Here is a 15,307-nt window from a genome sequence, read left to right as displayed (position 1 = left end):
GCAGGTCTGGCCCGCCCTGTCGTCGCCGCAGTTGGGTAGGCTCCGCCTGAAGGGTGCGGTGCCGCGATACTGACTGCCGGATACCGACGACCAGCCGATGGTCACCGGCCCCGACGCGAGCCGCCACGAACTGACCGAAACCGATGCCGGGAGAACACCACATGAGCGCCGAGCAGCCGACCATCATCTACACGCTGACCGACGAGGCGCCTCTGCTGGCGACCTACGCCTTCCTGCCCGTGGTCCGCACCTTCGCAGACGCAGCCGGCATCTCCGTCAGCTCCAGTGACATCTCCGTGGCCGCGCGCATCCTGGCCGAATTCCCCGACTATCTGACCGAGGAACAGCGGGTGCCCGACAACCTCGGGGAGTTGGGCAAGCTGACCCAGCTGCCCGAGACCAACATCATCAAGCTGCCCAACATCAGCGCCTCGGTTCCGCAGCTGCTGGCCGCGATCAAGGAGCTTCGCGAGAAGGGCTACAACCTGCCCGACTACCCGGGCGAGCCGAAGTCCGACGAGGAGAAGGAGATCAAGGCGCGCTACTCCAAGGTGCTCGGTAGCGCGGTCAATCCGATACTGCGCGAAGGCAACTCGGACCGGCGCGCACCCCAGGCGGTCAAGGCGTATGCGCGTAAACACCCGCACAGCATGGGGGAGTGGTCGCAGGCCTCCCGCACCCACGTCGCCACGATGAAGCACGGCGACTTCTACCACGGCGAGAAGTCGATGACGATCGACAAGGCCCGCACGGTGAAGATGGTCCTCAAGACCGACAGCGGCGAGACCGTCCTCAAGCCCGAGGTGGCCCTCGACGAGGGCGACATCATCGACAGCATGTTCATGAGCAAGAAAGCTCTGTGCGAGTTCTTCGAAGAGCAGATCGAAGACGCCTACAAGACCGGCGTCATGTTCTCGTTGCATGTCAAGGCGACCATGATGAAGGTCAGCCATCCGATCGTGTTCGGCCACGCGGTCAAGGTGTTCTACAAGGACGCGTTCGCCAAGCACCAGCAGGTCCTCGACGAGCTCGGCGTGAACGTCAACAACGGCATGTCGGATCTGTACTCCAAGATCGAGTCGCTGCCCGCCTCGCAGCGCGAGGAGATCATCCGCGACATCCACGCCGTGCACGAGCACCGGCCCGAGCTCGCGATGGTGGACTCGGCGCGCGGCATCACCAACTTCCACTCGCCGAGCGATGTCATCGTCGACGCCTCGATGCCGGCGATGATCCGCGCTGGCGGGAAGATGTACGGCGCCGACGGCAAGCTCAAGGACACCAAGGCCGTCAATCCGGAGTCGACGTTCTCGCGGATCTACCAGGAGATGGTCAACTTCTGTAAGACGCACGGCCAGTTCGACCCGACGACGATGGGCACCGTGCCCAACGTCGGTCTCATGGCCCAGCGCGCCGAGGAGTACGGCAGCCACGACAAGACCTTCGAGATCCCGGAGGACGGCGTGGCCGACATCGTCGACGTCGAGACCGGCGAGGTGCTGCTGAGCCACAACGTCGAGGCCGGCGACATCTGGCGGATGCCCATCGTCAAGGACCCGGCGATCCGCGACTGGGTCAAGCTTGCCGTCACGCGGGCGCGGGCGTCGGGCATGACCGCGGTGTTCTGGCTCGACACCGAGCGCCCGCACGAGGCCGAGCTGCGCAAGAAGGTCAAGGCCTACCTCAAAGACCACGACACCGAGGGACTCGAGATCCAGATCATGCCGCAGGTGTGGGCCATGCGGTACACGCTGGAGCGGGTCATCCGCGGCCAGGACACCATCGCCGTGACCGGCAACATCCTGCGCGACTACCTCACCGACCTGTTCCCCATCCTGGAGCTGGGTACCAGCGCCAAGATGCTCTCGATCGTTCCGCTGATGGCCGGCGGCGGAATGTACGAGACCGGCGCCGGCGGCTCGGCGCCCAAGCATGTTCACCAGCTGATCGAGGAGAACCATCTGCGCTGGGATTCACTGGGTGAATTCCTGGCGTTGGGGGCCAGCTTCGAGGACATGGGCCGCAAGTCGGACAACAAGAAGGCGACCCTGCTGGGCAAGACCATGGACGCCGCGATCGGCAGACTCCTCGACAACAACAAGGGCCCGTCGCGGAAAGCCGGTGAGCTCGACAACCGGGGCAGCCAGTTCTATCTGGCCATGTACTGGGCGCAGGAGCTGGCCGAGCAGACCGAAGACCCCGAACTCGCCGAGCACTTCGCCTCCCTGGCCAAGTCCCTGGCCGAGAACGAGGACAAGATCATCGCGGAGTTCAACGACGTGCAGGGCAGCCCCGCCGACATCGGCGGCTACTACTACCCGCAGGACGAGAAGCTCATGACCGTCATGCGGCCCAGCACAACCTTCAACGAGGCGCTCGAAGCGGCCAAGAGCTGAGGCGAGCCGCACGCTTCACCGGCGGCGGGGCGGCCGGTTGCCCTACCATGCGGGCATGAGACGCCCCGGCGCGACGGTTCTGATCGCCGCGATGCTTCCGCTGGGCGGCGTGGTCACCGCCGGCTTCGCCGCCGCCGAACCGCCCCCGCCGTGCGCGTTCACCCTGTCGGCGCCGCAGGTGGTGCACCACGACGGGGTCGACGCCGTGGCGGCGACGGTGGCGCCCGCCGACTGCGGTCCACCCGCCGCGCCCCATATGAGCGTGGCCTGTGTCCAACCGGCAGACGCCGGCGCGCCGATGCAGTGTGCGCAGGGCACGGGTGCCCAGCCGGCCCAGGTGTACTTCACGCCACTCGTCCCGGGAGTCACCTACACCGCCACCGGCCGCGGTTGTGGTAGCTGGATCGGCACCGATCCGGCTCCGCTATGTCAGCAACTCGGACCGCTGACTGCGGCATTCTGAGAACAGCGCACACCGCTAGCTACCCTCTCTAATTCGCCGAAATGGTTAATTAAGGATTCGCTCACGCGGCTGATCTCAATCGAGTAACGTGCGTAACATCGGACCCAGGCACGCCGATACAAAGCTAACACCGGCAGTTGTCGAGGGGTAACTATGCGCGTGGTATTGGGTCTGTCACTGACAGCGACAAGTGCAGTCTGGGCGCTGGTCGACACCAAGGACGGTGCGATCCTGGCTGACGAAGTCGTCGCTCTCGATTCGGTAAACGAGATAGCCAGAGCGACGGCCCGCAGCGTGCAGGCATTCGCCCTGCAAAGCGACCGCGACATCGACGGCATCCGCATGACATGGACCGACGACGGACGCGATCACGGCATCCGGCTGCGCTCCAAGCTGCGACTGTTCGGTTTCGACACCATCGAGCACGTCACGGAGGAGGAGGCTCGGGAAGGCCGCAACCAGACGGCCCGCCACATCGCTCCCCACCTGACCCTGGCCTACGGGGCCGCTCGCGCGCATCCCGCCGACGAGGCGCACCACCTGCTGCGGCGGCTGACCTCCCGCGTGCCCGTCGCCCGCGCCACCATCGCCCGGGTGCCGATGCGCATCACCATGGCGGCGAGCATCGCCGCAGTGTGTGCCGTCGCGGCGCTCGGGGTCTTCGCGACCATGGGCGGTTCTCCGTCGCAGCCGGTCGAGACCGCCAACGCCGAGCCGGCGCCGGCAGCAGCGCCCCCGGCAGCGCTCACCCCGCCGGCCCGGACCGACCCAGCGCCGGTCGCGGCGCCCGCGCCTGCCCGCCAGCCCGCGGCACCGGCGCCCCAGGCGCCGGTGGTGGACACCCCGGCGCCCGCATCGGCGCAGATCGTCGCCGAACCGCAGCCTGCCTCGGCTCCCCAGGTCGTCGCCGACCCGCAGCCCGTGTCGGCTCCCGAGGTGATCGCTCAACCGCGGCCCGTCTCGGCGCCGCAGGTCGACACCGACACCCAGCCCGCCTCGGCCGCGCAGGTCACTTCCTCGCAGCCGGCGACCACCCCGCACCACATGATGGTGTCGCAGCCCGCTTCCGGGCCCGACACCCTCGACGCTCCCGCCGTCGCCACGGATCCGACCGCCGCGGGCACGCTGCCCGCGGAGGCGGCCCCGGTTGCCGTGCGCGTGGGCCAACCGCACCTGACCGACAGTGCGCCGCTGGCGGGGCCGTCCCCGGCCCAGGCGGTGAAGAATCCGGCCACCGCGCCGGCTCCGCCTCAGAACCCTCTCGACATCCTGTCGGCGCTGCCCTGATTCAGGGCCGCTGATGGCACCGGCGCCGGCGACCCTGGCACTGGCACTGGCACTGGCGCTAATGCCGCCACGCTGAGAGTGCCGAGACTGCTCTCGATGCCGCCACTGCTCACGATGCCGTAGTACTACTCAGTCGCGGAGCGTCGCGGGCGGGCATGCTTGAGGTCATGGCGCACCCCGTCCGCCCGACCGACTCCACGCCCGACGTGATTCCCCCGGGCCGAGACCGAGCAATCGACGTCGCCCGTCTCGCGGCGCTCGTCGTCGTGATGTTCGGGCACTGTGCGTTGCTACTGGCGACCATCGACACCCGCGGAGTGCGTATCGGCAACACCCTCGGGGCGCTGCCCGCGCTGACGCCGGTGACGTGGGTCCTGCAGGTGATGCCGCTGTTCTTCCTGGCCGGCGGTGCGGCCGGCGCCTACGGTTATCACGCCGGAACATCCTGGGGGAGTTGGCTGTTCACGCGTGCGCAACGCTTGTGTCGACCGGTGTTCTGGTATCTGGCGGCGTGGTCTGCCATTCTGCTGCTGGTTCGGGCCGTCCTGGGGGAGGCGTCCGAGGCGCGCCTTGGCGGCGAAAGCGTGGCGCTGCTGTGGTTCCTCGGGGTCTACCTGCTCGCCCTCGCGTTCGTGCCGGCACTGACCCGGTTGACCACCTCCTGGGCGCTGACCGGGCTGCTCGTTTCGCTGCTGGTGGCGATCGCTGCCCTCGATGCGGTCCGTTTCGCGGTGGACTCCCCGATGGTGGCCGTGGCCAACTTCGTGCTGGTGTGGCTCATCCCGGTGGTGTTCGGTGTCGGGTACGCGCATCGTCTCCTCGGGGTCCGGACTGCGGGCGTGGTGGCCGTCGTCGCGTTCACGGCCCAAGTCGGCCTCGTCGCCCTCGGGCCCTACGAGGTGTCGCTGGTGGTCACCGGGGCCGACCGGGTGTCCAACGTGTCGCCGCCGACGCTGGTCCTGGCCCTGCAGTGCGTGTGGATGTCGAGCGCGTTCGTGGTCGTGGCGAGGTCGATCCAGCGGTGGGCGCAGCGCCGCCGGGTCTGGCGTGTCGTGGCCCGGGGCAACGCCGGGGCGATGACGCTGTACCTGTGGCACATCCCGGCCATCGCGGTGGCCGCCGTCGGACTGCACCTGGTGGGGCTGGACGCCTATGACGTCCACGAGCCAGGCTTCTGGGGCCGATTGGCGTTGCGCGCGTTGGTGTTCGCCGCGGTGATGCTGGCGCTGTTCTGGTTGCTCGCCCCGCTGGAACACCGGCCGCTGCCATGGTGGGACGCGCCGGTGCGGGCGGTCGGTGCACGCGCTGGTGTCGCCGGCCTGTCCGTCTGCGCCGCCGGTATCGCACTGGTGCTGATGGCGAAATCGGGACTCGGGGAGGCGCCCGGCTGGTGCGCGCTCGCCGGCTTCGTGGCCACCGCCGCACTGGGCCGGATCGCCGCCGGCCGACCGACGACACCGCGACCCGGGCGCAACTATCCAAATAACGAACGAATTCGGTTGTCCATCAAGCAATCCGGTGGGCAATCCGGCCGATAATCTTGATCCCATCCAGTTTTCACGACAGTATCGAGTGGATGGGTCACGATCCGGACTACGCCGAGGTTCTCAAGGGCGCCTCGCTGCGTGTCACCCGCCCACGGATGGCAGTGCTGCACGCCGTGGAGCACCATCCGCACGCGGACACCGAGCTCATCATCCGGGCCGCGCGGGAACGACAACCCGACGTGTCCCGCCAGACCGTGTACGACGCGCTCAGTGCGCTGACGACTGCCGGGCTGGTGCGCCGTATCCAGCCGGCCAACTCGCTGGCCCGCTACGAATCCCGGGTCGGCGACAACCACCACCACGTCGTGTGCCGCAGTTGCGGCACGATTCGCGATGTGGACTGTGCCGTCGGCGACGCACCGTGTCTGACGGCATCCGACGAGCAGGGCTTCGACGTCGACGAGGCCGAAGTCATCTACTGGGGGCTGTGCCCCGACTGCTCTGCGCAGCACACTTCCCGATCACACCCGTGATCACAGCTCGACCACCGCAGGAAGATGGAAGGGAAACACACTGTGTCATCATCTGATACCTCCGACGCCAAGCCGCCGTTCCCCGAGGAAGCGACGCACAGCAGCGGCAGCGAGAGCGAGAACCCGGCCATCCGTTCCCCGGAGCCCAAGGCACACCGACCTCTGACCAACCAGGACTGGTGGCCGGAGCAGATCGACGTCACCAAGCTGCACGCCCACTCCAGCAAGGGCAACCCGCTGGGCGAGGATTTCGATTACGCCGGCGAGTTCGCCAAGCTGGATCCGGAGGCGCTCAAAGCCGACGTGATGTCGGTGATCACCACGTCGCAGGACTGGTGGCCGGCCGACTACGGCAGCTATGCCGGCCTGTTCATCCGGATGAGCTGGCACGCCGCGGGTACCTACCGCATCTATGACGGCCGCGGCGGCGGCGGCCAGGGCATGCAGCGTTTCGCGCCGCTGAACAGCTGGCCGGACAACGCCAACCTGGACAAGGCGCGTCGGCTGCTGTGGCCGGTGAAGAAGAAGTACGGCAACAAGATCTCGTGGTCGGACCTGTTGGTGTTCGCCGGCAACGTCTCACTGGAGTCCGCGGGCTTCCAGACCTTCGGGTTCGGCTTCGGCCGGCCTGACTTCTGGGAACCCGAGGAAGTCATCTTCGGCGAGGAAGAGGAATGGCTCGGCACCGACAAGCGCTACGAGGGCTCAGCCCAGGGTGCTCGCGAGCTCGAGGAGCGCTACGGCGCCACCACCATGGGCTTGATCTACGTCAACCCCGAAGGTCCCGAAGGCGAGCCGGATCCGTTGAAAGCCGCTCACGACATCCGCGTCACGTTCGGCCGGATGGCGATGAACGACGAGGAGACCGCTGCGCTGATCGTCGGCGGGCACACGCTGGGTAAGACGCACGGGGCCGGCGACGGCGACCTGGTCGGACCCGAACCCGAGGGCGCCCCGGTCGAGCAACAGGGACTCGGCTGGAAGTGCGCGTTCGCCTCCGGCAAGGCCGCCGACACCATCACCAGCGGACTGGAGGTCGTGTGGACCCCCACTCCGACCAAATGGAGCAACTCCTACCTGGAACTGCTCTACGGCTACGAGTGGGAGCTGACCAAAAGCCCCGGCGGCGCATGGCAGTTCGAGGCCAAGGACGCCGAGGCGATCATTCCCGGTCCGTTCGGCGGCCCGCCGCGCAAGCCCACCATGCTCGTCACCGACGTGTCGATGCGCGTCGACCCGATCTACGGCGAGATCACCCGCCGGTGGCTCGACCACCCCGAGGAACTCAACGAGGCCTTCGCCAAGGCCTGGTACAAGCTGCTGCACCGTGACATGGGGCCGGTGTCGCGGTACCTCGGACCGTGGATCCCCGAACCACAGCTGTGGCAGGACCCGGTGCCTGCGGTGGAGGGCGAGCTGATCGGCGAGTCCGAGATCGCGTCGCTCAAGGCGAAGGTCCTTGACGCCGGGCTGTCCGTGCCGCAGCTGGTCAAGACAGCGTGGGCGTCGGCGGCCAGCTTCCGCAGCACCGACAAGCGCGGCGGTGCGAACGGCGCACGGTTGCGCCTGGAGCCGCAACGCAACTGGGAGGTCAACGAGCCGGCCGAGCTCGACAAGGTGTTGCCGGTGCTGGAGAAGATCCAGCAGGAGTTCAACGGCTCGAGTGCGAAGAAGGTGTCGCTGGCCGATCTCATCGTGCTGGCCGGTTCTGCGGCGGTCGAAAAAGCCGCGAAGGACGCCGGTTTCGAGATCGACGTGCACTTCGCGCCCGGTCGCACGGACGCGACACAGGAGACCACGGATGTCGATTCGTTCGCGGTGCTCGAGCCGCGCGCCGACGGCTTCCGCAACTACGTGCGCCCGGGGGAGAAGGCCCAGCTCGAGGAATTGCTGCTGGACCGCGCCTACATGCTCGACGTGACCTCCCCCGAACTGACCGTCCTGATCGGCGGCATGCGGGCTCTGGGTGCCAACCACGGCGGGACGAAGCACGGCGTGTTCACCGACAAGCCCGGGGTCCTCACCAACGACTTCTTCGTCAACCTGCTCGACATGGGCACCGAGTGGAAGGTCTCCGAGACGACGGAGAACGTCTACGACGGTGTCGACCGCGCTACGGGGACCAAGAAGTGGACCGCGACCGTCAACGACCTGGTCTTCGGTTCGCACTCCATCCTGCGGGCGCTGGCCGAGGTGTACGCCCAGGACGACAACCAGGGCAAGTTCGTCGAGGACTTCGTCGCCGCCTGGGTGAAGGTGATGAACAACGACCGGTTCGACCTGCGTTGACCTGGCTGCCCGGGGGCCGGCTGCTACAGCCGGTTCTCGGGCACCAGCACCGCCCACACCACCTTGCCGGCGGGTACGGGGATTACGCCCCAGGCCCGGCTCAGCGCGGCGACGATGGCCAGCCCGGAAATCGCACAAGCAGAGTCGGCCGTGTCCTCCCGGCGGGCCGGAAGGTGCGGGCTGCTGTCGTGGACCGCAACGGTGAGCCGCCCGTCCATCGTCTCCAGCCGAAGAGTGGGACAGCTGAGGGTGTGGTCGATGACGTTCTCGACGAAGATGGTGGCCACCGTGCTGGCCGTGAGAATCATTTCCCGGCAATCCCACTGCGTGAGCCACTCGTCTACCAGTTCGCGGGAACGCCGCAGAGTGCTCCGATTCCTGGCCACCTCACAGTGGGCGCGGCGGCGGAACCCGACGCCGTCCTCGACTGACCGTGCGACCGACCGTGCGGCGGACTGCGCGGTTGCGTGCACCGGCACGTAGCGTGCCGCACCACTGCGGGTGATCGCGTCTCGCCCGTCCTGATGTGCGCACACCAAGACAACGGGAACATCGGGCCACGTGCTCACATGCCAACGTGCGCTGCTGAACGCCGCCCACGCCGATTCCGACGGCACCGACAACGCGGTGACGTCGACGAGGACTGCCCGCGGTTCCTCCAGCGCCGCCTTGATCACGCTGTCCCGGACCTCATGGTAGGTACGTTCGTCCAGCGTCCCGGCCATGGTCATCAGCGCGCCGACCGGCGCAGTCACCGCCGCGATGCCGATGTCGCCGTGCTCAACCATCGTCCAAGCGGCATTCGGTTTCGACGAGCCGCTCACGTCGCGCGGTCAACGCTGTGTCGGTTTCACCGACCAGCACGCAGTAGCCGTGCCGCGGAGTGGGCGACGTCGCCGACTCGACCAGTTCAACTGCCAGCCCGAATTTTTCGTACAGCCGCCGCCGGACCGGGTGCCCGCCAGTCCGTAGGCGGTGGGAGATGTCGCCATCGATTCCACGAAAGCGAAATCCTCGGGCAAACGTCAGGCGCCGACACATAGAGCCGCCACGCCGACTGCAGAGCTGTCGGTCGTCATGGCCCCGGCGGCCGGGGTGTCCGCATCATTGCCCATGAAGCTCGGACTACCCGATGTGGGGGCCGGTAACCGGCACATCGGAACAAAGCCCGCTCGTCGGTCCGCAATGCGAACAGATTCGGACATCAGACGAAGCATTGTCGCGGGATTGTTTCGCGAACAACTTTTTCGGCCCTCCAGAGGGATAGGAACCGTCCCGCGACCGGGGCGGCCGCCAATGCCGATCCGAAGGGCTTTCATGCGACTGGCGATAGTAGGCGCAACACCGGACAACGCGAGAGTGGCGGGAGGCAACGACGGCTGCTATGACATCGCGAGCCTGGCAAACGCTCTGGCAGGCAGGGGGCACGACGTCACGCTCTACACCGCCTCGCCGACAACTCCGGAATCCCCCGGCGACTACCAGGTGGTCACGCTGCCGGCTGAATCCGGCTTCGACGGGCCGCCCGAGGCGTTGATGCCGCTGATCGGTGATCTCGGACGTCAGTTGGTCGACGAATGGTCGCATCGCCCTCCGGACGTGGTGCACTGCCACGGCTGGGCATACGGGATGGCGAGCCAGCTGGCGGCCAACCGACGTCCTGTGCCCACGGTGCAGTCCTTTCACGGACTGGGCACCCTGATGCGTCTGCCCAGGGATGAGGCCGGCACGTTGGAAACCCGGATCAAACTGCAGACGCTGCTGGCCAAAAACGCCACCGCGGTCGCTGCCGCGTGCACCGACGACCTCTTCGAGCTGGTTCGGTTCGGATGCCCGCGCACCAAGATCTCGGTGGTGCCGACCGGCATCTCCGTCGACGAGAACAGCGTCGGTTTGGCGCACGCATCTCGCGGACAGGACGATCACGAGGTCGTCGCCGTCGCGAGCGGACCCGCACGCCCGGATCGGCTGACCGAAGTGGTGAGGGCCGTCGCGGTGCTTCCACACACTCGGTTACGCATCGTCGACGACGGTGGCGAAGACCAACGCGACATCCACCGGATTCTCGCCCTGGCGGAGAAACTGGGCCTCGGTGACCGTTGCCGGGTCGCGTCTGTGGACAACGACGGTGACCTCGATGCGGTACTGCAGTCGGCGGATGTGGTCGTGTGCCCTGCCTCCTACGACGCCTATGGCACCGTCGCGCTGCAGGCGATGGCCAGCGGCACCGCGGTCGTCGCCGCGGCAACCGGCGGTATGCGCGACGCGGTCATTCCCGACGTCACCGGAGTTCTGGTACCACCGGCCAATGTGGACGCGCTGCGTCGGGCGTTGAAGTCGATCCTCGGCCAGCCGGTACTGCGGGAGGGCATGGGGCTGGCCGGACGTTCCCGTGCGAGGTCCCGGTACAGCTGGGATCGCATCGCCGTCGATGCCGAGGTGACCTATCACGACGCTGCCACACGTCCCAGCGGTGTCGCTCGCCGCGCGATGGCGTGAGACGGCCGAGCCAGTCACCCGCGACCTCGAGAACGCTGCACATCGACGCCGGCTCTCAGCTCTCACGCGTGACGATCTGCCGTGCAGTGACATTCGCGTCCAGAAGCGATGCAGCACCTCTTCGTGCGGATGGCTGCGCGTCGACCTCATCGGCGCCGTGTCTCGAATCTCTGACCCAGTCCGAAATCACCGCCCGAAGGGGCATTTCGCAGATGCACGTGTCGAGGCTGCTGAGCCAGTCGCTGTACCGCCTGCGCGAGGCATTGGCCGGGGGAGGGCCGGCCAGCACGGTCGCCTGATCGAGCCTCCCGGTGGTGCGGGGCGGCCTGTCCGGCACCGTCGTGTCCGCAGCCCTTCTGTCGGGCTGATTCGGTAGGGTCCTGCGCGTGAATTCGAGCGCCACCGAGAAGAGTCGATCGACCGCCCTGCCCTCGCTGAGCACCCGGCTCGCCGCCGAGCTGGCGGTGGGTGAGAACCAGGTCGCCGCCGCCATCCGGCTGCTCGACGAGGGCTCGACGGTGCCGTTCATCGCCCGGTACCGCAAAGAGGCCACCGGCAGCCTCGACGACGCCCAGCTGCGTCAGCTCGACGAGCGTCTGGGCTATCTGCGCGAGCTCGACGACCGCCGCAACGCGGTGCTCGCCTCGATCGATGAGCAGGGCAAGCTGACCGCCGAACTCACCGCGGCGCTGATGTCTGCCGACACCAAGGCCCGAGTCGAGGACATCTATCTGCCCTTCAAGCCCAAACGGCGCACCAAGGCCCAGATCGCTCGCGAAGCGGGCCTCGAGCCGTTGGCCGACCGGCTGCTCGCCGACCCCACCCTGGTACCCGAGACCGCCGCCGCCGACTTCATCGGCACCGCCGTCGCCGACACCGCCGCGGCACTCGACGGTGCCCGCCACATCATCGTCGAGCGCGCCGCCGAGGACGCCCGGCTCGTGGGCGCCTTGCGCGAACGGTTCTGGGACAACGGCTGGGTGCGCACCCGGGCCGCGTCGGAGACGGCGGAGAAGACCGCTGCGGCGCAGAAGTTCCGGGACTATTTCGACTACTCCGAGCCGCTGACCAGTATGCCCGGCCACCGGGTGCTCGCCGTGCTGCGGGGCGAGAAGGAGCAGGCCCTCACGCTGACCCTCCACGGCGGCGTGCCCGACGACCCAGACGCCGGCGCCGACGAGGTCTACCAGGCGATGATCGCCGCGGCGCTCGGCATCGACCGCGCCGCTCCGGGAGCGGCAACCCCGTGGCTCAGCAACACCGTCGGCTTCGCGTGGCGCACCCGGCTGTCGGTGTCGGCGTCGGTGGACGCGCGAGTGCGGCTTCGTCGCGGCGCCGAAGAGGACGCCGTGTCGGTGTTCGCCAAGAACCTCAAGGATCTGCTGCTCGCCGCGCCTGCCGGTAATCGCACGACACTGGGACTCGATCCCGGGTTCCGCACCGGGGTCAAGGTGGCCGTCGTCGACGGCACCGGCAAGGTCCTCGACACCTGCGCGATCTACCCGCACCAGCCACAGAAGCAATGGGACACCGCGAAAGCCACGCTGGCCGCTTTGGTCGCCCGTCACGGTGTCGAACTGATCGCGGTGGGCAACGGCACGGCGTCGCGCGAGACCGACCTGCTGGCAACCGAATTGATCTCCGAGATCCGGTCGGCGGGCGCCGCCGTCCCGGCCAAGGCCATGGTCAGCGAGGCGGGCGCGTCGGTGTACTCCGCTTCGGCATACGCCGCACACGAACTGCCCGGCCTCGACGTCACACTGCGCGGTGCGGTGTCGATCGCGCGCCGCCTGCAGGATCCGCTGGCCGAACTGGTCAAGATCGAGCCGAAGTCGATCGGCGTCGGCCAGTACCAGCACGACGTCACCCCCGCCCTGCTGAGCCGCAGCCTGGGCGCGGTCGTCGAAGACGCGGTCAACGCCGTGGGCGTCGACCTCAACACCGCCTCGGCACCGCTGCTGGCGCGGGTATCCGGTATCACCGAGACGCTGGCCGAGGCGATCGTCGCGCACCGCGACCAAGCCGGCCGGTTCGCCAGCCGGCGCCAGCTGCTCGACGTTCCGCGCCTGGGCCCCAAGGCATTCGAACAATGCGCCGGCTTCCTGCGGATCCGTGACGGGGAGGACCCGCTGGATGGTTCCGGCGTGCATCCCGAGGCGTATCCCGTCGTCCGCAGAATCCTGGACCGGGCCGGGGTCGGTCTGGCCGAGATCATCGGCGACCAACGGGCGTTGCGCGCCATCCGACCCGCCGACTTCGCCGACGACCGGTTCGGTATCCCCACGATCACCGACATCCTCGCCGAATTGGAAAAGCCCGGTCGTGATCCGCGGCCGGCGTTCGTCACCGCCAGCTTCGCGGCCGGGGTGGAGAAGGTCGCCGATCTGAAGGTCGGCATGGTGCTCGAAGGGGTGGTCACGAATGTGGCCGCGTTCGGGGCGTTCGTCGACGTGGGTGTGCACCAGGACGGTCTGGTGCACGTCTCGGCGATGGCCGACCGTTTCGTCTCCGATCCGCACGAGGTGGTGCGATCCGGGCAGGTGGTGCGCGTCAAGGTGGTCGATGTCGACGTCGAACGCCAGCGCATCGGGCTGAGCCTGCGGTTGAACGACGATGTTCGGGCACAAGGTGCCGATCGACGCACCGACGCGACCCGGCCTGTACGCGGTGACCAGCGTCGCGCCGCTCAGCAGCGCAACCGGCCACGCGGGGACAACGCCCCGCGGCGCGACCGCGCCGCGGGCGGCTCGATGGCCCAGGCGTTGCGGGACGCCGGTTTCGGGCGGTGAGCATGTCAGCCCGCCGACGAGCGCGCGCACGTGCAGGTGTGCTCGCTGCGGCGGGCAGCGTGGTCCTGGTGGCGGCGTGCACCCGCCACGTCGACGACGCCACCGCGACCGCGGGTTCGGTCGCGGCGCCGATCCTCACCACCCAGGTCGCCGACCTGTTGAGCCCCGACGTCCGCGGCGAGGAAGGCAATCTGTTCGCGGTCGTCGAACCACAGCGCTGCGCGGGGCTGGCCCGTGAAGTCGACCCGCCCTTCATCCAGGCGCACCGGCCGCTGGCCACCGACGGCGGACACTGGACGACCCCGGACGGATCGATCTACATCGAGGAGATGGTCGCGGTCTACCGCTACGACTTCGATCCGGCAGCGGCGCTGGACCTGGTGCGCCGCACGGCTGACGAGTGCCGCGACCAGACACTGACCGTCACCACGATGAAAGACCGCACCTATCTGTTCGACGTCGCTCCGGGGAGCGCGCCCCAGCCGCAGAACAGTGTGCTCTGGCAGCTGCGTGCGGTCGACTGGAATTGCGACAACACCTTCGTCGCGGCACACAACGCCGCCGTGGAGATCACCGCATGCGGAGAGTCGGGGAACCCCGGTGCCGCCGATCTCGCCGAGGAGGCGCTGGCCCGCATCGAGGCGTTGGCGAACACCGCCGCCTAACGGGCAGCACGCCGATTCGCGAGGAGGGTCGGCAACAACGCCTCAGCGCACTCACGCGGAAACTCCTCGTGCGCGAAGAGTTTTCCTCGCGCGATCACGTCGAGCTGCACCGGTCCGGAAAAAGTGGTGACCATCTGACGGGTCCACGACAGCGGAAAGAACGCATCCCGCTCACCGTGCGCCAGGTGGACAGGCACGGCGATCCGGTGGTGCAACTCGGTCAGCGCGCCGAAGGCGCCGAGGTCGAACTGCCGGCCGAAATCCCCGGCCGCTCGACGGCGAGCCGCGTCGTGACGCAGAGGGCGGAGGAAGAACTCGGCGAACTCACCGTCGAGCAGATCACGATCGGTGAAGCAGTCACCCAGGACGAGCTTGTTGCGGCGAATCCGCGGTTTGTTGACGAGGTAGGCCAGCAGGTTCTCGAAGCGGGGCACCACACGGATGGCCAGAAACGAACGGAAGCGAAGACTCGGGCCCTGCGGCTGCTCGGTGTCGATCAGGCCCCAGGAACGGACCCGGGGATCACCGGCGAGGGCGTGACGGGCGATGAGCCCTCCGCTGTCATGGCCGACCACCGCCACATCGCCGAAGTTCATGGCGTCCACCACCTGCCGAACCGCCGCGGCGTGATCACCGATGCCGAAGCGGGAGTCCGGGCCGAACCGGCTGTCACCCGCCCCGACCAGATCGACGACATGGCAACGGAGGTGGGGGCTCAGGTGGGGCAGCAGACCGCGGAACGTTGCGCCCGACACCGGCCAGCCGTGGACGAACAGCACATCGGGGCCGGTGCCCACACTGCGCACCGCGACCTGCCCGTTGCCCACGCAGATGTGGCGGTCGGCGGGCCGGCGGAACAGGTCGGCGGCCTCCGCCCGGGTCAACGTCGACATCGCAAT

General features: G+C 68.1%; 11 protein-coding genes and 1 pseudogene. 10 read left to right on the top strand and 2 right to left on the bottom strand.

What is annotated here, in order from left to right:
* Window positions 1-161: 161 nt before the first annotated feature.
* The 6 genes from J3476_RS14355 to katG all read left to right on the top strand — a co-directional run bounded on the left by J3476_RS14355 (window position 162) and on the right by katG (window position 8,455).
* Window positions 162-2,396 (top strand): NADP-dependent isocitrate dehydrogenase, encoded by a 2,235-nt coding sequence (locus tag J3476_RS14355; protein WP_207067105.1) that lies wholly within the window; start codon window positions 162-164, stop codon window positions 2,394-2,396.
* 55 nt (window positions 2,397-2,451) lie between these two features.
* Window positions 2,452-2,859 carry a hypothetical protein gene (locus J3476_RS14350; protein WP_207067104.1) on the top strand — a complete coding sequence of 136 codons (408 nt, stop codon included), beginning with the start codon at window positions 2,452-2,454 and terminating at the stop codon, window positions 2,857-2,859.
* A 153-nt stretch (window positions 2,860-3,012) separates the two neighbouring features.
* The gene (locus J3476_RS14345) at window positions 3,013-4,146 is read left to right on the top strand and encodes a hypothetical protein (RefSeq protein WP_207067103.1); all 1,134 of its coding nucleotides are present in this window, start codon (window positions 3,013-3,015) and stop codon (window positions 4,144-4,146) included.
* 167 nt (window positions 4,147-4,313) lie between these two features.
* Window positions 4,314-5,684 (top strand): acyltransferase, encoded by a 1,371-nt coding sequence (locus J3476_RS14340; RefSeq protein WP_207067102.1) that lies wholly within the window; start codon window positions 4,314-4,316, stop codon window positions 5,682-5,684.
* Window positions 5,685-5,722: 38 nt separating this feature from the next.
* Window positions 5,723-6,166, top strand: a complete 444-nt coding sequence (locus J3476_RS14335) for a Fur family transcriptional regulator (protein ID WP_207067101.1) — start codon at window positions 5,723-5,725, stop codon at window positions 6,164-6,166.
* Between the two features lie 24 nt (window positions 6,167-6,190).
* Complete coding sequence (gene katG / locus J3476_RS14330) at window positions 6,191-8,455, top strand: catalase/peroxidase HPI (RefSeq protein WP_207067100.1); 2,265 nt, start codon at window positions 6,191-6,193, stop codon at window positions 8,453-8,455.
* A gap of 23 nt (window positions 8,456-8,478) precedes the next feature.
* Here the strand turns inward: katG and J3476_RS14325 are convergent, their stop codons facing one another.
* Complete coding sequence (locus tag J3476_RS14325; protein ID WP_207067099.1) at window positions 8,479-9,243, bottom strand: STAS domain-containing protein; 765 nt, start codon at window positions 9,241-9,243, stop codon at window positions 8,479-8,481.
* 571 nt (window positions 9,244-9,814) lie between these two features.
* Between J3476_RS14325 and J3476_RS14320 the strand changes: the two genes are divergently transcribed.
* The 4 genes and pseudogenes from J3476_RS14320 to J3476_RS14305 all read left to right on the top strand — a co-directional run bounded on the left by J3476_RS14320 (window position 9,815) and on the right by J3476_RS14305 (window position 14,408).
* Window positions 9,815-10,954: a glycosyltransferase gene (locus tag J3476_RS14320; RefSeq protein ID WP_207067098.1), complete on the top strand. Its 1,140-nt coding sequence runs from the start codon at window positions 9,815-9,817 to the stop codon at window positions 10,952-10,954.
* A gap of 164 nt (window positions 10,955-11,118) precedes the next feature.
* Window positions 11,119-11,253 (top strand): annotated as a pseudogene (locus tag J3476_RS27960) (sigma factor-like helix-turn-helix DNA-binding protein); the annotation flags it as partial.
* Window positions 11,254-11,340: 87 nt separating this feature from the next.
* Window positions 11,341-13,743 (top strand): Tex family protein, encoded by a 2,403-nt coding sequence (locus tag J3476_RS14310; RefSeq protein ID WP_207067097.1) that lies wholly within the window; start codon window positions 11,341-11,343, stop codon window positions 13,741-13,743.
* Window positions 13,744-13,781: 38 nt separating this feature from the next.
* Window positions 13,782-14,408, top strand: a complete 627-nt coding sequence (locus J3476_RS14305) for a sensor domain-containing protein (protein WP_286183033.1) — start codon at window positions 13,782-13,784, stop codon at window positions 14,406-14,408.
* On the opposite strand, the gene J3476_RS14300 is transcribed toward J3476_RS14305, so the two are convergent.
* Window positions 14,405-15,301 (bottom strand): alpha/beta fold hydrolase, encoded by an 897-nt coding sequence (locus J3476_RS14300; protein ID WP_207067095.1) that lies wholly within the window; start codon window positions 15,299-15,301, stop codon window positions 14,405-14,407. The genes J3476_RS14305 and J3476_RS14300 overlap by 4 nt on opposite strands.
* Window positions 15,302-15,307: the final 6 nt, after the last annotated feature.

The organism is Mycobacterium sp. PO1 (genome assembly GCF_017312405.1).
Lineage (GTDB): Bacteria > Actinomycetota > Actinomycetes > Mycobacteriales > Mycobacteriaceae > Mycobacterium.
This window is presented reverse-complemented; position numbering and strand designations above follow the sequence as displayed.